This window comes from Microcoleus sp. D3_18_C4 (genome assembly GCF_036702355.1).
In the GTDB taxonomy this organism is placed as follows: domain Bacteria; phylum Cyanobacteriota; class Cyanobacteriia; order Cyanobacteriales; family Microcoleaceae; genus Microcoleus.
The window spans coordinates 1-22,862 of sequence record NZ_JAUBTF010000087.1 but is presented as its reverse complement, the minus strand read 5'-3'; the positions used below and the strand labels follow the sequence as shown (position 1 = coordinate 22,862).

17 protein-coding genes are annotated in these 22,862 nt (G+C 45.3%); 8 read left to right on the top strand and 9 right to left on the bottom strand.

What is annotated here, in order from left to right:
* Nucleotides 1–680, bottom strand: a 680-nt coding sequence (locus tag QUA90_RS27690; RefSeq protein ID WP_333448497.1) for an ATP-binding cassette domain-containing protein, incomplete at its 3' end; no start/stop codon positions are given.
* A gap of 209 nt (nucleotides 681–889) precedes the next feature.
* Nucleotides 890–1,102, bottom strand: a complete 213-nt coding sequence (locus QUA90_RS27685; RefSeq protein WP_333448496.1) for a DUF4915 domain-containing protein — start codon at nucleotides 1,100–1,102, stop codon at nucleotides 890–892.
* A 452-nt stretch (nucleotides 1,103–1,554) separates the two neighbouring features.
* On the opposite strand from QUA90_RS27685, the gene QUA90_RS27680 reads away from it, so the two are divergent.
* Entirely contained in the window at nucleotides 1,555–5,529 is a 3,975-nt protein-coding gene (locus tag QUA90_RS27680; RefSeq protein WP_333448495.1) for a DUF4347 domain-containing protein, read from the top strand.
* A gap of 264 nt (nucleotides 5,530–5,793) precedes the next feature.
* Here QUA90_RS27680 and QUA90_RS27675 read toward each other — a convergent pair whose 3' ends face one another.
* The 3 genes from QUA90_RS27675 to QUA90_RS27665 all read right to left on the bottom strand — a co-directional run bounded on the left by QUA90_RS27675 (nucleotide 5,794) and on the right by QUA90_RS27665 (nucleotide 9,444).
* Nucleotides 5,794–6,510, bottom strand: a complete 717-nt coding sequence (locus QUA90_RS27675; RefSeq protein ID WP_333328876.1) for a DevA family ABC transporter ATP-binding protein — start codon at nucleotides 6,508–6,510, stop codon at nucleotides 5,794–5,796.
* A 257-nt stretch (nucleotides 6,511–6,767) separates the two neighbouring features.
* Nucleotides 6,768–7,952 carry an ABC transporter permease DevC gene (gene devC, locus QUA90_RS27670; RefSeq protein ID WP_333448494.1) on the bottom strand — a complete coding sequence of 395 codons (1,185 nt, stop codon included), beginning with the start codon at nucleotides 7,950–7,952 and terminating at the stop codon, nucleotides 6,768–6,770.
* 64 nt (nucleotides 7,953–8,016) lie between these two features.
* Complete coding sequence (locus QUA90_RS27665; RefSeq protein ID WP_333448493.1) at nucleotides 8,017–9,444, bottom strand: HlyD family efflux transporter periplasmic adaptor subunit; 1,428 nt, start codon at nucleotides 9,442–9,444, stop codon at nucleotides 8,017–8,019.
* A gap of 115 nt (nucleotides 9,445–9,559) precedes the next feature.
* Between QUA90_RS27665 and QUA90_RS27660 the strand changes: the two genes are divergently transcribed.
* The gene (locus QUA90_RS27660; RefSeq protein WP_333448492.1) at nucleotides 9,560–10,168 is read left to right on the top strand and encodes a TetR/AcrR family transcriptional regulator; all 609 of its coding nucleotides are present in this window, start codon (nucleotides 9,560–9,562) and stop codon (nucleotides 10,166–10,168) included.
* 88 nt (nucleotides 10,169–10,256) lie between these two features.
* On the opposite strand, the gene QUA90_RS27655 is transcribed toward QUA90_RS27660, so the two are convergent.
* The 3 genes from QUA90_RS27655 to QUA90_RS27645 form a co-directional block, all read right to left on the bottom strand.
* A complete protein-coding gene (locus QUA90_RS27655) occupies nucleotides 10,257–11,393 on the bottom strand; it encodes a flagellar assembly protein H (RefSeq protein WP_333328865.1) in 1,137 nt (378 codons plus the stop codon).
* A 10-nt stretch (nucleotides 11,394–11,403) separates the two neighbouring features.
* Entirely contained in the window at nucleotides 11,404–12,915 is a 1,512-nt protein-coding gene (locus tag QUA90_RS27650; protein WP_333328862.1) for a mechanosensitive ion channel domain-containing protein, read from the bottom strand.
* A gap of 567 nt (nucleotides 12,916–13,482) precedes the next feature.
* Nucleotides 13,483–13,617, bottom strand: coding sequence for a hypothetical protein (locus QUA90_RS27645; protein WP_333328859.1), 135 nt, complete (start codon nucleotides 13,615–13,617; stop codon nucleotides 13,483–13,485).
* A gap of 280 nt (nucleotides 13,618–13,897) precedes the next feature.
* Here QUA90_RS27645 and QUA90_RS27640 point away from each other — a divergent pair, with 280 nt between their 5' ends.
* Nucleotides 13,898–18,751, top strand: coding sequence for a PAS domain S-box protein (locus tag QUA90_RS27640; RefSeq protein WP_333328856.1), 4,854 nt, complete (start codon nucleotides 13,898–13,900; stop codon nucleotides 18,749–18,751).
* A gap of 5 nt (nucleotides 18,752–18,756) precedes the next feature.
* Nucleotides 18,757–20,085: a response regulator gene (locus QUA90_RS27635; protein ID WP_333328854.1), complete on the top strand. Its 1,329-nt coding sequence runs from the start codon at nucleotides 18,757–18,759 to the stop codon at nucleotides 20,083–20,085.
* Between the two features lie 19 nt (nucleotides 20,086–20,104).
* On the opposite strand, the gene hpsU is transcribed toward QUA90_RS27635, so the two are convergent.
* Nucleotides 20,105–20,782 carry a hormogonium polysaccharide biosynthesis acetyltransferase HpsU gene (gene hpsU, locus QUA90_RS27630; RefSeq protein ID WP_333328851.1) on the bottom strand — a complete coding sequence of 226 codons (678 nt, stop codon included), beginning with the start codon at nucleotides 20,780–20,782 and terminating at the stop codon, nucleotides 20,105–20,107.
* Nucleotides 20,783–20,837: 55 nt separating this feature from the next.
* Here hpsU and QUA90_RS27625 point away from each other — a divergent pair, with 55 nt between their 5' ends.
* From QUA90_RS27625 to QUA90_RS27610, 4 genes are all read left to right on the top strand, one after another.
* Nucleotides 20,838–21,635 carry a cation diffusion facilitator family transporter gene (locus QUA90_RS27625; protein WP_333448491.1) on the top strand — a complete coding sequence of 266 codons (798 nt, stop codon included), beginning with the start codon at nucleotides 20,838–20,840 and terminating at the stop codon, nucleotides 21,633–21,635.
* Between the two features lie 366 nt (nucleotides 21,636–22,001).
* Nucleotides 22,002–22,154, top strand: a complete 153-nt coding sequence (locus tag QUA90_RS27620) for a sulfotransferase (RefSeq protein WP_333448490.1) — start codon at nucleotides 22,002–22,004, stop codon at nucleotides 22,152–22,154.
* A 105-nt stretch (nucleotides 22,155–22,259) separates the two neighbouring features.
* Complete coding sequence (locus tag QUA90_RS27615) at nucleotides 22,260–22,427, top strand: hypothetical protein (protein ID WP_333448489.1); 168 nt, start codon at nucleotides 22,260–22,262, stop codon at nucleotides 22,425–22,427.
* 134 nt (nucleotides 22,428–22,561) lie between these two features.
* Nucleotides 22,562–22,834 (top strand): DUF4347 domain-containing protein, encoded by a 273-nt coding sequence (locus QUA90_RS27610; protein WP_333448488.1) that lies wholly within the window; start codon nucleotides 22,562–22,564, stop codon nucleotides 22,832–22,834.
* Nucleotides 22,835–22,862 lie beyond the last annotated feature (28 nt).

The following is a 22,862-nucleotide window of genomic DNA, read 5'->3' as shown; positions in this document are numbered from 1 at the left end:
CGCCCGCCTTTCTCCCCAAATTCTTTACAACTCCTCTTGGGGTGGTGCGCCGCAGGCGCACCCCCTGAACGGTTACTCAAATTCACCACTTCGCGACCGGATTTGCTGTCCAGGGCGGCTGTCGGTTCGTCAGCTAAAACAATTTGCGGTTGACTGACCAAAGCGCGGGCGATCGCAACTCTTTGTTTCTGTCCCCCTGACAAGTCATCTGGATAATAGTTAATCCGCTGTTCCAGTCCTACTAATTCTAGCATTTTTGCAGAGCGATCGCGCATTTGGGAACGCGACAAATTCCCGTGAACTTCCAAACCCATCTGCACGTTTTGCAGCGCCGTCAAACTGCGGTGCAAGTTGTGCGCCTGAAAAATATAGCCAATTTTCCGTCGCGCCTTTACCAATTGGTCTGAACTCGCATGGCACATCTCTTGACCGAGAATTTTGAGACTTCCAGATTGACCAGAACGCAGTCCGCCAATCAAAGTTAAAAGCGTAGTTTTTCCCGAACCGGAAGGCCCGGTCATCAGCACGATTTCACCTGCATCAATTTCGAGATTAATGTCAAAAAGTACCTGTTTTCGCAGTTGACCTTGACCGAAGTAGTGGTCGAGTTGGTGCAGAGAAATTACCGGCTCACAAATCGGTAATTTGTTAGTTGTCGTGCTGATATTAGTGGATTTCATAAGTTAAAAGTCAGGTTGGTAGTGAGGACTTTCGTCCTCAATCAACATTGATCTGCGTTAATCTGCGTAGATCCGCTACCATCTGCGGTAAAAATTCCCAAATATGCCATCTGCGGTAAAAATTCCAACGTAACGTAACTAACTGAGCAATTTCTTCCGTTGGAAAACCTAAAGCCATTGGTTTTGGCGCTGCGGGAATTATTTGCACGTCAGAGAGTAATGATTTGATGATTTTTATCTACTGCGATATCGTGAAGGTCGATATCTCCTGTAGTATAGCCGATTCTTGGAATATATAGGCGATCGTAACCTGGATGTTCCCCACCCGCAGCTAGCACATTGTCTAGCCAAAGTTGATATTTTGAGCTTAAATAGAGGCGTTCGTACAGTAAAGTCCCATTGCGCGATCGAAGATTCGCCAAAAAGCCTAGATTCTGTTGGTTTCTGGCTGAGCACCTATGTTTTCATCGCCTTGAGAAAATCCGAGAATTAATCACCGCACCCAGCCGCCAGCCGCTCCCTTTCCCTCCGGTGCGATCGTCATTGTTGAACACCAATGGATTAATATTTACAAAATCTTTTAAGATAATTGAAATTTCATGAATTTAAGTAAATAAATCACTATTGATTTTGTAGTAAATGCTTTAATAGCAGTATAGCATAATTATTTACTGAGTCTGCAAAAGTTGTGATTGATTAGATGAAATAATCATCCGGTAAGCAAAAACTTTTGCAGTGAATGAGTTAGAACTTACGCACCGATCCGAGATTTCGTTGTTCTCGGCTTTTGGTATCACCAAAAGCCTCATTTATTGTTGGTAATTGCGCTGAATGCGTAAGTCCTAGACTTAACAAAAACCAATAGGTGATTACCATGAACAAGGAAATCATTTTCGTTGACTCGTCTATACAAGATTATCAAAGCCTGATTCAAAACGTCAATTCCGCTCAAATTGTGATTTTAAATGAAAATTCGAGCGCGATCGCACAAATTACTCAAGCCTTGGCAGATCAAAAAGATGTTGCAGCCGTACACATCCTTTCCCACGGTAGCGAAGGTAGTTTAAAACTCGGTTCTGACATACTCAATCAGAATAACCTAGAAAATTTCAGCAGTCAGATAAAACAGTGGGGAAATGCCCTAACTGAAAACGGCGATATCCTATTATATGGATGCGATGTGGGCGCGGGAGAAACTGGCCTCAATTTTGTCAAACATCTCAGCGAAATAACAGGCGCAGATGTAGCAGCTTCTAACGACTTAACAGGTTCTGCGGCCTTTGGCGGCGACGGGGAGTTAGAAGTGAAATTTGGGGAAATTGAAACCCAACCCCTGAATTTTCCCAATTATGACTACACTTTAGCCGGACTCACTGGCACCGCAGATAGCAAAGCCATCAATGTTACTGCTATCCCTACTTCCACCGCGATCGATGTTTTAGCGAACGACACGGGAACCGGCAGACTCAGTGTTGATAGTATTGTCACCGGCCCTAGCCACGGCACCGCGATTATTGGTGATTCGATCTATGTCGGTGGCAGTTTCACCCGCATCGGCGGTCAAACTCGCAACTCCATTGCGAAGTTAAACTCTGATGGGACTGTTGATACTAGCTTTAACCCGAATGCGGATGGTAATAATTCTCCTTCTGTCAACGCGATCGCCATCGATAGCAGTGGCAACCCCTATGTCGGTGGCGAGTTCACCACCATCGGTGGCCAAACTCGCAACCACATTGCCAAGTTAGACCCGATTACTGGGGCTGCTGATACTACCTTTAACCCCAATGCGAGTGGTTGGGTCCGGGCGATCGCCATCGATAGCAGTGGCAACCCCTATGTCGGTGGCGACTTCACCACCATCGGTGACCAAACTCGCAACCACATTGCCAAGTTAGACCCGATTACTGGGGCTGCTGATACTACCTTTAACCCCAATGCGGATAATTTGATCCGGGCGATCGCTCTCGATAGCAGTGGAAACCCCTATGTCGGTGGCTGGTTCACCCAAATCGGCGGTCAATCTCGCAACAACATTGCCAAGTTAGACCCGATTACTGGGGCTGCTGATACTACCTTTAACCCGAATGCGAATCGTGAGGTCGGAGCGATCGCTCTCGATAGCAGTGGAAACCCCTATGTCGGTGGCGACTTCACCACCATCGGTGACCAAACTCGCAACCACATTGCCAAGTTAGACCCCACTACTGGGGCTGCTGATACTACCTTTAACCCCAATGATGCGGGTTTTTGGATTGTCACGGCGATCGCCCTCCATAGCAGTGGCAACCTCATTGTCGGTGGCTGGCTTTCCGGGGGGTTACACGCCGGTCATCCTCCCTTCCGAAGTGCGAAGTTAAACCCAACTACTGGGGCGACTGATACTACCTTTAACCCCAATGTGGGTGTTCAATTCAATGCGATCGCTTTCGATAGCAGTGACAACTCCATAGTTGGTGGCTGGTCTTTCATGAGCCTATCTGCCAAGGTTGCGAAGTTCAACCCGACTACTGGGGCGGTTGATACTACCTTTAACGCCACAGCTAACCCGTTTGGGTGTTCTGTCATCAATGCGATCGCGATCGACCCGAAAAAAAACATCCTCTACACCCCTAACGCCAATTTCAACGGCGTAGACACCTTCACCTACACCGCCAAAGACAGTAGCGGTGTCAGCACTCCCATCACCATCAACGTCCTCGTCAACGACTCCCCCCTATTAGATACCAGTGGCACCCCCACCCTCACCGCCCAAAACCAAGGAGACAGCGCCAGTACCGGCACACTAATTAGCACAATGATCGCGAATCTGGGGGGAACAAAAATCACCGACAGTGACACCGATGCCAAACAAGGCATCGCGATCACCAGCGTGGACACAACTAACGGCACTTGGCAATACACCACTGATGGCACAACTTGGAATACATTTACCGCCTCGCCCATCAATGCACGTCTCCTAGCCTCCGATGCCAATACCAAAATCCGCTTTGTCCCCAATGCCAGCTACAATGGTACTGTCACTAACGCCTTTACCTTCAAAGCCTGGGACCAAATCACCGGCACCAACGGCGGCACCGCAGACACAGGAGCAGACTTAACCAATAACAGCACATCCAGCGTATTCAGCGTGGCTGACGAAACTGCCAATATTACCGTCAACCCCGCCCCCACCATCACCAGTGTCAGCGCACCCACCAATAACACCTATGGAGTTGGAGAAAACCTGGACTTTACCGTTACCTTCAACGAACCCGTAACCATCACTGGCGGTGCCAACTTACCGATTACTCTAGATACTGGCGGCACCCTCAACGCTACCCTCAATGGTACAGGAGCCTCTGCCACCACCCATACCTTCCGCTATACTGTTGCTTCTGGCAACCTAGATACCGACGGCATCACAGTTGGTACGGCCTTAACTTTACCCACGGATGCTACCATTCAAAATGCCACCAAGGCCAACGCGATCCTAACTTTAAATAGCGTCGGTAGCACCACAGGCGTATTAGTCGATGCCGTTGCATCCACCGTCACCATAAATCCTGTTGCTGATATTACGACAGCCGGAGGAACCAGTCAAAGTTTGACAGTTACTTTCAGCGATAATAATGCTGTCGATGTTACAAGTTTGGACAGTTCTGATATTTTGATAAATTGGTCTGGCGGTGACATTCCTGCCAAATTTGTCAGTGCCGATACTAATAGTAATGGTACGCCTCGGACAGCAACTTATTCGTTTATTCCGCCTCGGGGAAGTTGGGATAATACTGACAATGGAACTTATACTGTTGAGTTGCAAGCAAGTCAAGTTAAAGATAGTCTTGGCAATTTCAATGCGGCTACCAGTTTAGGGAGTTTTAACGTTAATATTGCGGTGCCGGTTTTCCCACCAACGCCCATACCAATTCCACCGGTAACACCGACACCAACGGTGACACCAACTCCCACAGAAACACCGACAACACCAACGGAAACACCAACACCAACGGAAACACCAACACCGACACCAACTCCCACAGAAACACCGACACCACCAACGGAAACACCAACACCAACGGAAACACCGATACCGACACCAACGGAAACACCAACACCGACACCAACTCCCACAGAAACACCGACACCGACACCCATAACGATCGCAATTAACACGCCATCAGTCAGTAATATCGATCGCGGTGAACCAACTAATTTACCACAAAATCAAGAAGTAGATGGCAACTATCTACTGACTGATGAAGATGATACCAGTATCCCACAATCAGCCTTTGGCAAACCTATATTCGCGTTATCAGGTAATGATAACTTGACGGGAAGTGACGAGAATGACACCATCTATGGCAACCAAGGTGCTGATACCATTGATGGCGGTAATGGGAAGGATCAATTGTTTGGGGGTAAACGATCGGACCAATTGTCGGGTGGTAATGGTGATGACTTCTTGAGTGGAAATAATGACAATGATACTCTCACAGGTGGCAATGATCAGGATCTCTTACACGGGGGGAAGGGAAATGATGTCTTGATTGGTGGGAATGGGAATGATGAGTTATGGGCAGATCAAGGTTTCGATGTGCTCACAGGTAGCTTGGATAATGATACCTTTGTGTTACAATATACCGCTACTGACCCATCTCAAGCTGATGTGATTACTGACTTCACTACTGCCGATGATAAAATCAAGTTGATTGGTGTCAATTTCAGTCAACTTACTTTTGAGTCGGTTAATGTCATCTTAGATGGGGTGATGCCTCTAACTGCAACGGCGATTAAATCTGGGAATGACTACTTGGGATTGGTTTATAATGTGAATCCAACTGCTTTTAAGAGTGGCTCTTTCTTGTAAGATTGCTGGGGAAGACACTATACGCTAGGCCATCACAGGGAGGCGATCGCACTAACCGGAGGTTTGAGCTTTGGCAAGTTAGCAATCACTCAAAATAATCAGGGAACAATTATCAAAAACATCTTGACAGGGGAGGAGTTAGGTGTTATGATTGGAGTGAGTGCGAATATTCAAATATCGCCAAATTTTCGGCTTTAAATTTTGACATCCAAAATTGAAAATGAGGGAGTTATGGGTGATGTCTATTCTTCGGAAATTTAAAAATTAGGCTAATTTTCCATCTTCCATGTGAAGGATGCGATCGGCAATATCCAAAATACGGTTATCGTGGGTTACTAACAAAATAGTACAACCCTGTTCTTTGGCTAGTTGCTGCATCAAATTCACCACTTCGCGACCGGATTTGCTGTCCAGGGCGGCTGTCGGTTCGTCAGCTAAAACAATTTGTGGTTGACTGACCAAAGCGCGGGCGATCGCAACTCTTTGTTTCTGTCCTCCCGACAAATCGTCTGGATAATAGTTAATCCGCTGTTCCAGTCCTACTAACTCTAGCATTTTTGCAGAGCGATCGCGCATTTGGGAACGCGATAAATTCCCGTGAACTTCCAAACCCATCTGCACGTTTTGCAGCGCCGTCAAACTGCGGTGTAAGTTGTGCGCCTGAAAAATATAACCAATTTTGCGCCGCGCCTTTACCAATTGGTCTGCACTCGCATGGCACATTTCTTGACCGATAATTTTGAGACTTCCCGATTGACCTGATCTCAGCCCGCCAATCAAAGTTAAAAGCGTAGTTTTTCCCGAACCGGAAGGCCCCGTCATTAGCACAATTTCACCTGCTTTAATTTCGAGATTAATGTCAAAAAGTACCTGTTTTCGCAGTTGACCTTGACCGAAGTAGTGGTCGAGTTGGTGTGCGGAAATTATAGGTGCTGGAATCTCTAAGGCGTTGGTTGTCTGGTAGAGAGTAGTAGAATTCATAACTTCTTGGTTTGAGGTTTGAGATTTAAGAATAAACCGCTTTCTTCGTCGAGAATGCAGAGAAAAAACAAGAGAATGATTACAAAAAATCTGTCGTTAGTCAGGAGTTTATACAAAATCTGGCTTTAATACACCCTTTATTCTTTAGTCCGCAGAGGCGGCGTTCCTTTGTGTAGTAGCGGTTTCAACCGCCGAGTCTTAGAAAGAGGTTTATAACCAGAATTTAGCGTCCTTCAAACTCTATTTTTCATTTCCCCTTAAAACATATCTGCTGGATCGGCTGCTTGCAGTTTGCGAGTGGCAATTGCTCCCGAAATAGTGCACATAATCACGTTCAAAAGCAATACTATAACTGCTCTCAGCAGCGTCATATAAAGGGGTAAATTTGTAGCTTTGCGAGTTAAAGAGTAGAGTCCGAGAGAGACTCCTACTCCCGGCAAAAAACCGAGGACGGAAAGAATTAGAGCTTGTTCAAAAACGATGCCTAGTAAATAAACATTGCGGTAGCCCATCGCTTTGAAAGTAGCGTATTCTCCCATGTGGTCGCTGACATCGGTTGAGAGAACTTGATAAACAATAATGACACCCACTACAAAACCCATTGCGACGCCTAAATTAAACACAAAGCCGATCGCAGTATTCTTAGCCCAATAGTTTTTCTCAAAATCGATAAATTCTTGTTTGGTTAATACCTTGACATCCGGCGGTAAATATGCTTTCAAAACTTGTTGAACTTCCACGGGGTCAGCACCCGGTTGCAGTTGAATTAACCCGGCATTAACACTCGCGGCGTTTTGTCTCGCAAACAGGCGCAGGTAATTTTGATCGCTAGTCATCAAAATACCGTCGGCGGCAAAAGATGCTCCAACTGTGAATAAACCGCTGACGGTAATCTTGCGCCGCTCGACCTCAGCTTTAACAGACTTTCCTTGATCGAGTTGCGCGATCGTCCCTTGGTAATCTCCCCTAGAAGCGCGATCGAACAACACAGTATCTGGCAATTTAATCGCGCTCAAATTTTGGTTGACTTCGGGAAGCGCAAACGCAGGGTGATTCGGATTGAAACCCACCACCATCAGCGACGTTTCGCGCCGAGTTTCAGGATTTTTCCAGTTAGCAATTTTCACGTAAAGCGGCTCTGCTGATTTCACGCCCGGTACGTTCATTGCTTGATACAATCTGCGCCTGGGGAAGGAAGACAAATTAATCAAATTTCGCGCTTGGGGGTGAATCAAAACTAAGTCTGTTTGCAAGGCTTGATGCAGCCGCGTATTGCTGGTGTAAAGCGCATTTTGAAAGCCTAACTGCATGAACATCAAAACGTCAGCAAAGGCAATTCCTGCTACTGCAACGGCCATTCGGCCTTTGTCGTGACTCAGTTGCAGCCATCCGAGGGAAGTTCTGCGTCTTAACTGTTGTAAGGGTTTTATGAGTCCAATCATAGGATTTTAGATTTTAGATTTTGGATTTTGGATTGAAGAAAGCGACCCTGCGGTTTAAGTCTTCTTAATCTTTAATTTCCCCGATCGCCACTTTGACTTGCAAATTCGTTAATCCCGCTACTTTCTGGCTGGAAGCTGCATCCAAACGCACTTTTACTTCCACAATTCGACTATCAATATTCGCAGAAGGATCGGTGTTAACTATGTTTTGCCGCTGCACTTGCAAACCAATATGTTCGACAGTTCCCCGCAATTCGCCTGTCAAAGCATCGCTAGTAATTTTGGCGGTTTGTCCGAGGCGTACTTTGTCCACGTCGCTTTCGTAGATTTCCGCAACAGCAAGCATCTCGCGAGTTTGTCCGAGTTCGACAATGCCGTCGTTTCCTACCCTTTCCCCTGGATGCGTGTGAATTTTCAGGACTTGGGCGTCTCTGGGAGCACGGATGTAAGCTAGATCCAGATTGGCTTTGGCTTGTTTGGCGGCTGAAGCGGCGGAACTGATTTCGGCTGCTGCGGCTGCTATGTCAACGGGACGCACTTCGGCGATGCGATCGAGATTTGCCACCGCTTCATTAATCTGCTGTTGTCGAGATTGCTCAACTTGGCTGAGTTTTGCTTGCGCTTCGTTAATTTGCTGTTGGCGAGATTGCTGAATTTGATTCAATTTGGCTTGGGCTTCGTTAATCTGCTGTTGGCGCGATTCCTGAATTTGATTTAGTTTGGCCTTTCCTTCGTTGAGTTGCTGTTGAGTTGTTTCGGCGGCGAGGCTTTTGCTGTCGCTAGTTGAGGCGGAAATTGCTCCCTGTTCATAGAGTTGGGAGTACCGCCGATCCTCGCTTTGGGCGTTGCGGAGTTCGGCTTGTAGGCGGGCAATTGCGGCTTTTTGAGTTTGAATTTCCCCTTGCTGTTCGGCCCTGATGCGGGCAATTGTGGCTTGTTGCGCTGCTATTTCGGTGCTGCGATCGACTTCTAGGCGGCTGACGATCGCCTGTTGCGCTGCGATCTCGTTGCTGCGATCGGCGGATAAACGGCTAATAGTCGCTTTTTGGGCTTGAATTTCGCCGTTTTTGGCTCCTGCTTTGACTTTTGCTAGGTTTGCCTCGGCGACGCGCACTTGTTCTTGAGCTTGGTCGAGGGCGGCTTGCAGGCGATCGCGGCTGTCCAAAATTGCGATCGCCTGGCCTGTTTTCACTGTGTCTCCCTCTTTCACCAAAAGTCGATCGATCCGGTTTCCTTCCGCGGCACCGGAGGCAGAGATTTTAATTACTTCTCCTCTGGGTTCCAGTCGTCCCAAGGCTGTAACAGTCCTTAATTGGGATGCTGCGACGGCTGCTGCTGCGGCTACTGCATTGGGATCGGGTATGCGCGATCGCCAGATCGTGTAGCCTGTGGTTCCTGCTGCCCCCAGGGTTGCTACTGCTGCCACAACTAGGAGTTGTTTAACTAGGGATGGATTTGAGGATAAGCCCTCCGCTGTTGGTTGGTGTACCATGACATACCTCTTTGTGAGAAAATAATACTAAACCGTTTAGTTCCGATATCTTTTAATACTAAACCGTTTAGTATAATGATGTCAAGAGCCCAAATAAAAATTACAGAAGCAAGGTATGGCAAGGACAAAACCGATCGAAGCAGACGCAGCAGGAGGGGACAAGAGCGAGCAAATCCTGCAAGGTGCGATGCAAGAATTTTTAGCCCACGGCTACGCGGGGACGAGTATGGACAAGGTAGCGAAGACGGGCGGAGTTTCCAAAGCCACGGTTTACAGTTATTTTGCAGATAAAGAAGGATTATTCGCGGCTTTGGTACAGCGGCTGGCGCGAGAAAAAGTCCATTTTACAGTTCTGGATGAAGAGCCGGCCGTAGCGCTGCGATTCGCTGCCACAACTATATTGGATCAGGCGACCCAGGAACCAGAATATCTCAATTTTGTGAGGTTAGTGATTGCCGAATCAGGGCGTTTTCCCCAGCTAGCGCAGACTTTTGTGAAAAACTTAGCTAAACCGGGTATCGAGCGGCTAGCGGAATATTTGGCATCGCATCCAGAGTTAAAATTGCCCGATCCCGAGGCCACTGCGCGGATTTTTATCGGAGCTTTGGTATATTTTAAGTTAATGCAGCATATGATGCACGGTAAAGAGATTATCCCAATGGAGCGCGATCGACTGATCGATGGTCTGCTGCACTTGATTTTAGGCCCGCAGTCCAATTCCTAAGTGCGATCGACAGAATCTAGGAATTTTATTTGAGAATGATTTAAATGCCATAAAGAGCGAGATCCCTTTATGGCTGCGATCGCAGGTTTTAGTCAGGTGTTTTTCCTAACCTGTCCCTCAATTCCTCCGCCGATAACTGTGGCAGTTGTTCTACAAACAATGTCAATTCTGCCACAGGCAATGCCAATAAATTAGTAACGGCTGTAGGCAGAATATCACCCAATTCAGGCGATCGCATTTGCAACGCACTTTCAGCTAACAATTTAACCGCTGCTTCGCGCCCTGTTTCATCAACTGTCAGCATTGAGATTGCCAGCAACAGCACTGTAAATTCTGTCGCCGCCAACTTGGATATTGGAGATAGAAAAACAGTCATTTTGGGGCTTAATTCTCCAAATCTAACTCGCAGAAAGTTTTCTAAGATTAAGCGCTGTTGTTCTTGTCTGCCTCGTTCTAGTCCTTGTTCTAGCCCTTGTTCTAGTCCTTCTTCTAGTCCTTCTTCTCTAGCTTGTTGCTGTGCTGCTTGTATTTGTTGTTGAAAAAGTGGTGCAATGGCCATAATTAACTCCCGCTCTTCTGGCTCTAATTCTTGTGGCGCATCGGTTACTAAATTTGACTGTAACCGATACAGCAATTCTAGCGCGATAATCCGCAACGGATCGTCTGTTGCTAAAGCGCTTAATTGGGAAATAGCCCTTTGCTGCACTCCCCCTTTGCCCAAAATCCTCAACCACAGGGTTTCTGGAGTTTCTGGCAACTGGTGAATCGCCACAATTGCAGTTCGCAAAGATTCACCGAAAAAATAAATTCCCTGCATCCAATTCTCTGTGTCTGGTATCGCATTAAAGCTATCTACCAATGCTTTCGATGCTGTGGGCATCAAAATCCACAGTTTGGGTAACTGAGCATCATCATAGCGAGTATTTTCTCTCCTAAATTTTCGCTCCAATTCACCTCGCACGTCCAATAACTTGCCCAGGCAGCTACAAATTTCGCTGACGTTTGCCGGATTGCGAAACGGTTCAAAAATTGCAGTTGTGCTTGCCATTTTTCCCAACAATCCCAGGGTTTCTGAGTATTCGGGAATTGCGGTGCTGGGAGTGAAGTAAACATCGATTTCTCGGACTTCCGAAGTCACATCGCGGCCGACATTAACCGTTCCAATCGGGGACAGCAACTCTTCCAGAAATTCTTTGGCAAAGAGATCGTGAATAAATCGCGTCATAGAAATTATTTCAAACGCTAAATAGATTTTTTAGCCGTTTTCTCACCCATTCTACAGGATTTTCCTCCTCTTCTGCTGCATCTACCAATTCCATTTCTCGCAATAATTGCTGTCTCTCGTGGAGTTCTTCTTTGTGTTTGACTATTTCTTGAATAATCTGTTCAGATAAATCCGGTCGTTCCGTTAAAACTTTTTGGAAACCTTCTTTATTGATGGCAAACAAAATTGTTTCTTCCAAAGCTCTTACCGAAGCAGTTCTGGGAATGCCCAACATCAAAGAAAGTTCCCCGAAAAACTGACCAGTACCGAGGTTATTCAGATGTTTGTCAATAGCTTCTACAAAAACTTCTACTGAACCTGAAAGAATCATGTAAAAAGCATCTCCGGGGTCGTTTTCGTGAAACAAATATTCTTGCGATCGCAGCCGTTTGCGGTATCCAACTTCAATCAATTGCCGCAATTCAAGATCAGTCAGATTTTCAAAGTATTCCACCTCTCGCAGCAAACAGCTAAGCGACGATGGCTTTTTCAGTTTCTCTGCAAAAATTGGCGGTTTTGGCTCATTTTCCGAGTAACTGTTCGGGAGGTCAATTGCAGTTTCTTTTTTGTTGAACATTGACAACAGAACTTCGGGGTTTTGCAAATAAATTTCTCTGTCATTGAACGGAAATTCTATCTTTTGGTGGCGGAAATTGTATTCAATTGCAAAATTTAAAGAACTTTTAATTATTTCTCTTTCAGTCGGCTTGTCCGTCCAAACTAAAAGTTCAAATTTAAAACTATCATCACCAAACTCGACAAACAATACTTTCGGATTCGGTTCGTACAAAACTCCTGCTTCTTTGTAAGCAATATTTAATAGAGTTTCTGTCACTAACAGCGGGTTACTATTCTCGGCTACTTCTACGGGAACTCGCAGACAGAGTAGGGAGTTTTCGTAACTCCAGTTAACAATTTTGTTGCTAATCATTTTGCTGTTGGGAACTATGACGCTTGAGTCCTCTGTGGTTTGGAGGATGGTAGATCGAATCGAGATTTTTTTGACGATTCCCATTAATCCTTCTAATTCCACAAAGTCTCCGACTTTCACAGGTCTGTCTAAAAGCAGCGTTAAGCCGCTGACAAAATTAGTTGTTAAATCTTGGATTCCGAAGCCAATTCCGACTCCCAATCCCCCCGCAACTACTGCAAAAGAAGCGAGGTTGAAACCGATGCTTTGGATGGCGACTATCACCCCCAAAGCTACTATCAAATACCCAATAATTACTGCGATCGCTTCCCGGTTTCCCTCGTCAATTCCCAGTCTGACTAGCAAGCGTTCCTTAAGAAAGTTTGTAAAAGAGCGTGCTATGACAAGGATAGCCATAAACAATACAATCAGTTCCACCAGTGACTGCAACGATACTGGATTTTCACCTATTTTAAATAGGGTAGCTGTAAATATTTGCGATATCTGTGTCAATACTTCTTCGGGGATTGTATTCAATTTAAATTCAGGGAAGAAGGTTTTTTGTGTGGTCATTTTTTAAGGAAAGTAGTAAAAAATAAAGTTCTCAGTACCCAATGTCAAAATACAATACTGAGATCGTTATCATAAATTTTAACCTGTTTTTAGAGTAAAAAAGTGAAGTCGTTAGATAGAGATGTGGTTCCTCATAATACGCAGTTATCCCTCTTGCCAATTTTTCGGATACCTGGTCTTCGCAGGCCTGTGGTTAGTGTGCCACTTTTTCGCGATCAGAGAGCCGACTCATCTATTGTTAAAGCGATCGCTCTACTAACTTTAGTCAACATTAACTCGATTCGAGTTTATCATACTCTCCACTATTTTTTTGTGAAGTCCCGTTATCAACTTAAGCAGGGATTATTCAATGACTATTTAAGTGGACAAGTCAAATATCCAAGTATTACAATGATTTTGACTGGTGGGAGAGATATTGCTATTACTCTGCCAGTTGCGTCCCTCTTGTGTATATCTAAGTGAAAATTTAACGCATCTAGCTAAAATTGATAACGTTCCAAGAATACTTGGCATTCTACTGACATGGGGGACAAACTATAATTTAATCGCATTTGTCAATCCGTAATTTTACTGAAAATACTGCTTGTTGAGGAGTGGAAAATTGGCGATTTGGGGGTAGGTGGTCATCAATATGGCGATCGCCATGATTGCTCGATCGCCCACATCTAAGTTTCCCCCCAAATCTGAGTAAATGCTGAGCATAATTGCTGATTGACAAACACTTCCCTAGCTTATGTTGTCACCAATGTACTACCCATAGGATTGATTAGGAATAGAATTGATGAGCAATAGAACTGCTTGGCGATACATCCGAAGAATTAACGGAAATATTGTCGCCAGGGATACATATATCGCCGATTGAAAGCCTAATTGTCGCCCTACTGAACGTTTTATTCAGTACCCAAATAGGAAAAAAGGAAAACCTTACGAACCCGTATTTGGAAAGAAGTTCTAAAATTATAGCTGAAATGCACGAGCCAACATGAGCACATTCCCACCACATAAAAACCAACCGCCCCAGCAAGAGAACACAACAGCACAGGTATTGCGACAGGCTCACTTCGAGGCTTTTTTTGCTGCAGCGAATGCCGGACTGATGATTTTAGACCGCCAACTCCGGTACGTCCAAATTAACGAAGCTATGGCAGAGCTCAATGGCATTTGTGTGGCAGATCATATTGGTAGGTCGCTGTGTGAAGTGCTGCCAGAATTGGCTGCGACTCTGGGACCAATTTTGCAAGAAATTCTGGATACGGGCAAGCCAATTCTCGACTATGAAGTAGTGGGTGAAACTCCGAGACAACCGGGCATCCTGCGCTACTGGCAAGCATCTTACTATCCTTTGCGGGACGAAAATGACCTGGTTTTTGGTGTTGGTGCCCTTGTGATTGAAATTACCGATCGCAAGCGGGCAGAACAAAAGCAGGCACGACTGACGGCAATTTTGGAAGCAACTTCCGACTTAGTAGGAGTTGTGGATGCGGCTGGGCATAGCGTCTATCTCAACCAAGCCGGACAGGAAATGCTGGGGATGTCCCCAGAGGAAGCACGAGCTCCGTTTACTATAGATTCTGCATTAGCTCCCTCGGCAAAAGCAAAGTTCCACAACGAAATAATTCCCAGCGCCTTGCGAGAGGGTAGTTGGGCAGGTGAAACCCTGTTTTTGTCACGCGATGGGGAAGAAATTCCAGTCTCCCAGGTTTTGATCGTTCACAAAACCGCAGCGGGTGAAGTCGAGTTTATTTCCACTATTGTGCGGGATATTCGCGATCGCAAAAAAGCAGAGGAAGAACGGCAATTGCTCGCTACAACGATCGAGAATAGCCGTGACTTTATTGGCGTGGCCTCAATGGATGGTCGCCCGATGCTAGTGAATCAGGCGGGTCTGGATTTGGTGGGACTCAGTAGTTTGGAGGAAGCCCGAACCAAACACATGACCGACTTCTTCATGGCAGAAGATTTGGACTTCGTACAGCAGTTTATTATGCCGGCAATAATGCAAGAGGGAAGTTGGCGGAGTGATTTTCGCTTCAGACATTTCCAGACAGGTCAACCCATCCTGGTAGATTACACCCTATTTTTGATTAGACATCCAGAGACTAATGAACCGGTAGGGATTGCCACTATTACGCGGGATATTCGCGATCGCAAAAACGCAGAAGATGTCCTCAAACAAAATGAAGAACGATTTCGTTCTTTAATCGAAGCTACCGCTCAAATTATTTGGATCGGTAATGCTGATGGCGAATTAGCCAGCGAACAACCTACTTTAGGTGCATTTACAGGACAGACATTTGAGGAGTATAAAGGATGGGGCTGGCTAGATGCCATGCACCCAGATGATCGCGCTCATGTTGGTAGTATATGGTCGGCTGCCGTGGCCAATCGCTCGCTCTATGAAGATGAATTACGTATGCGCCGGTATGACGGCGAATATCGGTACATGAGTTGTCGTGGTGTACCAATTCTGAACGCGGATGGTTCAATTCGCGAATGGATTGGAGCTAATACAGATATTACCGATCGCAAACAAGCTGAAGAAGCTCTGCGCGAACAGCAAGCTGTGCTGCGCGATCGCAACGTCTTGCTGAGCTCTATCTTGGAAAGTACGCCAGACATAATAGTTGTTAAAGACCGGGAAGGCCGATATGTTGCCCTTAATTCCAATGGGGCAACCTCCTTTTACGGTAAACCCATTGAGGAGATCCTGGGTAAAGATGATTCGGAACTCCTTCCCCCTGCTGCTGCCGTTCCAATAATGGCAAAAGACCGCGAGATCATGGAAGCAGGCACTACTGAAACCTACGAAGAAGATGTTTCTAATGGTAAGATCACCACTTCTTTTTTAACGACAAAAGCCCCTTGGCGGGACGCTCAGGGCAATATTCTCGGCATGATCGCCATAGCACGAGATATTACCGATCGCAAACAAGCTGAAGAAGCTCTGCGCGATCGTAATGCACTGCTAAACTCTATTTTGGAAAGTACACCCGACTTCATTGTCGTTAAAGATCGAGAAGGGCGTTATGTTGCCATTAACTCCAATTTGGCAAACTTCTTGGGCAAGCCAAGTGAGGAAATCATCGGCAAAGATGATTGGGAATTACTGCCTAACGCTGCCCGTGAAATGATGGCAAAAGATCGTCAAATCATGGCAACAGGAATCACTGAGAGTTACGAGGAAGATATCTCTCATGATGAAACCCCTAGGACCTTTTTAACTACAAAAGCTCCTTGGCGGGATGCTAATGGCAATATCCTCGGCCTCATCGCCACAACGCGAGATATTACCGATCGCAAACAAGCGGAAGAAGCGTTGCGACATAAAGAAACTCAGTATCGCAGTATTTTTGAGTCGGTGAACGATGGCATTATCATCACAGAACTAGAAACCGGAAAAGTAGTCGCCATCAATCCGGCGCAAGCCAGAATCCACGGCTACACTTATGAGGAGTTCGCTCAACTACCACCTGGAGGCTTCATACACCCAGATAGTTACCACCTATTTGTGGACTTCTTAGAAACTGTGAAGGCAGGTAAGCAGTTCTTCTGTCATGCCATTGATGTCCACAAGGATAACAAGTGCATTGATGTGGAAGTTACAGCAACCCCCTATTGGCAGGATGACAAGCTGTATGCGTTATCTGTGGTGCGAGATATTACCGATCGCAAACAAGCGGAAGATGCGATCAAACAAAGCGAAGAACGCTATCGCTCGCTAATCCTTGCTACGTCCCAAATTGTCTGGACAGGGGATTCTGAGGGGCGATGCCCGGATATGCCGACTCTGAGAGCTTACACTGGACAAACCGTAGAGGAGGTGGTTGGTTTTGGCTGGTTAGATGCAATTCACCCGGACGATCGCGAATCAACCGCTCAGGCGTGGATGGAAGCAGTGCAAACGAAAAGCCTGTATGACATAGAATATCGAATCCGGGGAGCGGATGGAAACTATCGTTATTTCCAAGGTAGGGGCGTACCTATTCTGAATGAAGATGGCAGCATCCGGGAGTGGGTTGGCACTTGCACCGATATCCACGATCGCAAACAAGCCGAAGATGCTATAAAACAAAGCGAAGAACGCTATCGTTCGCTAATCGCTGCTACGTCCCAAATTGTATGGACAGCGGATGGTGAAGGAAGATGCCCGGATCTACCGAGTTGGAGAGCTTACACCGGACAAACCGAAGCTGAGGTAATTGGTTTGGGCTGGTTAGATGCAATTCACCCGGACGATCGCGAACGAACCGCTCAGGTGTGGATGGAAGCAGCGCAAACGAAAACCCTGTATGACATAGAATACCAAATCCGCGCAGCGGATGGAAACTATCGTTATTTTCAAGTTAGAGGCGTACCCATTCTGAATGAAGATGACAGCATCCGGGAGTGGGTTGGCACTTGCAGCGATATCCACGATCGCAAACAAGCAGAATTCCTAATGGCAAAAGCTAAGGAAGCAGCCGAAGCAGCAAGTCGCGCTAAAAGTGAATTCCTTGCCAATATGAGCCACGAGTTGCGGACTCCCCTTAATGGCATCATGGGATACGCCCAGATTCTTCAGCGTTCCAAATCCTTGAATCAAGAAGAGCGATCGCGCATTGATGTTATTTATCAGTGCGGTTCCCATTTACTGACCTTAATCAATGATATTCTCGACTTGTCGAAGATTGAAGCACAGAAAGTGGAACTCATGCCTACGGATTTTCATTTCCCGGCGTTCCTGCAAGGTGTCGCAGAAATGTGTCGTATCCGAGCTGAACTAAAGGGAATTCAGTTTCATTTTCCATCAAGTCCCGAACTCCCGATCGGTATTCGTGCGGATGAAAAACGCTTGCGACAAGTGTTAATTAATCTTTTAAGTAACGCTATTAAATTTACGGATGAGGGTACTGTTACTTTTATAGTCAGCTTTGCCACAGAAGAAAAAATTCGCTTTGAAATACGCGATACAGGTACCGGCATTGCCCAAGATCAACTCCAAGCTATCTTTCAGCCCTTCGAGCAGGTAGGAGATCGCAGGCGGCAGACGGAAGGTACGGGATTAGGACTGGCAATTAGCCAAAGGATTGTAGAACTAATGGGCAGTACCATTCAGGTTCAAAGTGAGATGAATGTTGGCAGTATTTTCTGGTTTGATGTCAATCTATCTCAAGCCGATGAATGGGTGAAAACTTCTCAAATTGACCATCGCGGCCAGATTATCGGCATCAAAGACCGCCAACCTAAGATTGTGGTTATTGATGACAAATGGGCTAACCGTTCGGTAGTTAGCAATTTGCTCAGTCCGCTCGGCTTTGAGGTGTCTGAAGCAAACGATGGGCAGGAAGGCTGGGAAAAAATTCTGGAGGTACAGCCAGATTTAATCGTTACCGACTTACTAATGCCCGAACTAGATGGCTTCGAGCTAATTAAGCGGGTTAGAGAATCGGACAACTTCAAAGACATCATCATTATTGTCTCTTCTGCCAGCGTATTTGAAGCCGATCAATACAGAAGTTTAGAAGCAGGAGGCAACACTTTTATTCCCAAACCTGTTCAAGCCACGGAACTCCTGCAAAAATTACAACAGTATCTTGATTTAGAATGGGTTTATGAAGCTAATGAAGATCCCCTGGCGATCGGCTCAGACACCGATGAGCTAATTGCGCCGCCAGCTAAAGAAATGGAAATTCTATACGAACTGGCTATGAAAGGAAATTTCCTAGAAATAGTTAAGCAGGCGGTATTACTTGAAGAAATAGATCCCCAATATATTCCCTTTGCTAAAAGATTGCATCAGATGGCAAAGGACTTTCAAGACGAAGAGATTTTAACGTTTATTCAGTCCTACAAGTAAGGTTTATGAATTCAGAGATTAAAGCAAATGGTACAATTCTTATAGTTGATGACAATTCAGCCAACTTGGGTGTCTTATCTGATGCCTTAAGTCAGGAAGGATTTGAAGTTCGGGTCGCGAAATCTGGAAAGATGGCACTAGAGCGAGTCAAATATGCTCTCCCAGATCTAATCTTGTTAGATGTCATGATGCCAGAGATTGATGGATTTGAAACCTGTCGTCGATTACAGGCTAATCCAGAAACTAAACAGATTCCCATTATATTTATGACTGCGCTCTCGGATACGGCAAATAAAGTTGAAGGGTTTCAGCTTGGGGCTGTAGATTATATTACCAAACCTTTCCAACAGGAGGAAGTATTAGCTCGCGTCAAGCTGCATTTAAAGCTTCATGTTCTTGCTGATAAATTAGAAGAAAAAAACATCTTATTGGAGGAAAAAGTTAGAGAAGTCAGCCAAGCCTACGAGGATTTACAACAAATGCAACTTAAGTTAATCCAAAGCGAAAAAATGTCCGGGTTAGGGCAAATGGCGGCTGGGATTGCTCATGAAATAAATAACCCTATAAATTTCATCTCTGGCAATCTGGGTTATGCCCAAGAGTACGCTCATAACTTACTAAAAATCATACACATCTATCAAGAAGATTATGTAAATCCTACCCCTCGAATTCAAGCAGCTATGGATGAAATAGAACTAGAATTTGTGGAGGAAGATTTTATAAAAGTTCTTAACTCAATCAACTTAGGAACGCAGCGCATTCAGGAGATTGTCAAGTCTATGCGAATCTTTTCTCGCCTAGATGAGGCAGACGTGAAAGCAGTAAATATTCATGAAGGAATTGATAGTACACTCACCATCCTGCATCATCGTTTAAAATCAAAACCAGAGCATCCTGAGATTGAAATAATAAAAAATTACGGTCACATTCCACCAGTAGAATGCCATGCCGGACAATTAAATCAAGTGTTCATGAATATTATTTCCAATGCCATTGATGCTTTGGATGAATCTAATCAGCAGCGTTCGTTTGCAGAAATCAAACAACACCCGAACCGCATTCAAATTTCTACAAAAGTAATTCACGAGAATTGGGTTGCTATTCATATTAGTGACAACGGTCGGGGAGTTTGCGAAAGTTTACAACCGAAACTATTTGACCCTTTTTTTACCACCAAACCTATCGGTAAGGGAACTGGGTTGGGGTTATCTATCAGTTACCAAATTATCGTTGAAAAGCATGGGGGCAGATTATACTGCCAGCCTACAGAAGGAAAGGGAATAGAATTCGTCATTGAAATTCCAATTCGGCCACAAGCTATTCAAGCTGCTTAGTTTCCCGATGCAATGTCTCTTATGAACTTTGGTTAATTTCTCGCCGATAGCGGGGACGACAAGGTGTTCCCGTGCAAACAAAGCTAGCGGGCATATGTTTAAATACGCTACTGCGAGCTCCGATTAAGGCGTTAGCACCGATTTCTACACCAGGGCCAACGAAGCAGTCGGCGGCAATCCAAACGCCGTTATTAATGACCACAGGTGCTGTGATTAAGCCAAAGGCTGGGTCTTGAAGGTCATGAGTGCCGGTGCAGAGGTAGCTTTTTTGAGAAATGACGCAGTGTTTGCCGATCACAATTCGATCGAGACTGTACAATACAACATCATCTCCGATCCAACTGTAGTCTCCGATTGCAATTTTCCAAGGATAGGTAAAACGAGCCGTGGGGCGAATGATCACACCGCGACCTATTTTCGCTCCAAATAACCGCAGCAGCCTGCTTCTGATGCCGTTAAAAGGGTGTGGAGTGAGGGGAAATGCGATCGCCTGGACGAACCACCAAAGCAAAATTAGCCAAGTAGGCTTTCCTCGATCAAACTTTGATTGATCGTACTTCCGCAAATCAACCAAAGATTCCCCTGTTAAAATATTTGCGTGATTGTCGCTAATTGGACGATCGTTTATTTGAGAATTTGGGGAATTTGCGATCGAATTTTCCGGATCTTGGTGCGGATTTGGTATATAATCGGTCATTGATAGTTAATTTAATGTTTAATTTAAAATCGAGTTTAACCTTAAGGGCTGCTGCATGACATTTCTAGTTAAGGAAAATTTTGACTCTGAAAACGCCAAGGATACCGCACAATGCGAGAATATAAATCCCAGAATTGGCAAAGTGCGACTTTTACAAACAGCATTGGTATTGCTTAGCAGCTTTTTTGTAGCAGAGTTAATCGCTGCACTTAATTCTCATAGTTTGTCCCTATTAGCAGATGCGGGTCACGTTTTTTCAGATGTAGCAGCTTTAGCAATAACTTTGACAGCGACTTGGTACTCCTCAGTCAAACGCAAAAGTAAATCCGTAGATTGTACGATCGCACAATCGTCAATCCCTGAACGAGGAGAAATCATTGCTGCTTTAATTAATAGTATCAGTTTAGTTGCGATCGCCCTGTGGATTGCTGCTGAGTCGATCGCCCGTTTGCGGTCCCCAACTCCCGAAGTAGAAGGACTCCCGATGTTAATTACCGCCATAGTCGGTTTAAGCATCAACTCGATCAATGCTTGTTGTTTGCATTCCTGCTGTCACGGTGACTTGAATCTCAAAAGCGCGTTTCTGCACGCAGTCGCCGACATTTTTTCGTCGGTTGGAGTAATTTTAGCTGCGATCGCCGTAGCGTGGCTACACTGGAATTGGGCTGACGGCTTAATTAGCTTGCTGGTGTCGGCATCAATAATTTTATTAACTCTACCATTACTAATCGAAAGCATTCAATTGCTGCGAGGAAAAGTATCAGCAATATCCGCAATTCAACAAGGTTGTGATTGCGAAAAAGTGAGCGCCGAAAAATTGCTTTTCCCATCCCTCGAAGAACTCATCAAATAACATCTCTTCATCTGCGTATATCCGCATATATCCCCTGATATCTGCGGTTAAAATAGCTAAGTAATTAACCCAGCGATATCTAGATTGTAAAGATATCGTAAACCTTATTATCTACTCATCACCAAGACAAAGATCCGACTTTTCCGACTTTACGATCCGACTTTTCCGACTTTACAGAGGCAGGGGCCCGAAGCAATGATTAGAGATAGGGAAAGCCAACCCACGATGTCTAGATTGTAAAGAGATCGTAAACCTGGATGTTGTGTTGCGAAATGTTAAATAAAAATATGCTATAAAAGATATGTCTTTAGGGGGATACATTAAAGTTGCATCTAAGCTATAGGCGTTCATTCCCACGCCAGGCCAGTGAAAGCCTACTTCATATCAGGACTACCCCGCTCAGGCTCTACTTTACTGGCTGCACTACTACGACAAAACCCCCGGTTTTACAGCGCTATGACTTCCCCTATTGGGGATGCCCGTCGATCGAATGCTGGAAACCGTGAGCGAAGACAATGAGTTTTCCGTGTTCATTTCCCCTGAACAAAAACAGGCACAGCTTATTACCACCCGCCAACTGATCGAGAAGTGATCTCCGACACCAATCGCCTGTGATGCAGCAAATTGCCATTAATTCGGGAACTATTTCCCGAAGCCAAAGTTATCTGCTGTGTCAGAAACCTCGCTTGGATTATGGACAGCATCGAGCTACTAATTCGGCGCAATGCCTTTGATGTTTCCAGGTTATTTAATGCTTTAGCGGAACGGGCTAACAATTTTACCGCCCGATAGATTTGAGCAATAGGACTAATAAATTCTTCAGTCCTCATAGCGAGGACTTAAGCGAGGTGGGGGTTGAAACCCCTGCCAGACTTGAATGTCAACAATAGATATCAAGGATTTCATAAATTATGAACGTACCAAACATGAACAAGCAAATTATTTTCGTTGACTCCTCTGTACAAGATTATCAAAGCCTGCTCAAAGGCATCGATGCCGCTCCAATTGTGATTTTAAATGAAAATTCCAGCGCGCTCGAGCAAATTACTAACGCCTTGGCAGATAAAAAAGATATTGAAGCAGTTCATATAGTTTCTCACGGCAGCGAAGGCAGTTTAAAACTCGGTGCTGACGTACTCAATGAGAATAACCTAGTACAGCTCGGCGTAAGTAGACAGACTATATTTGTGGTAGAATAACATAGTTAGTTTAGACCAGTTTCGGTAG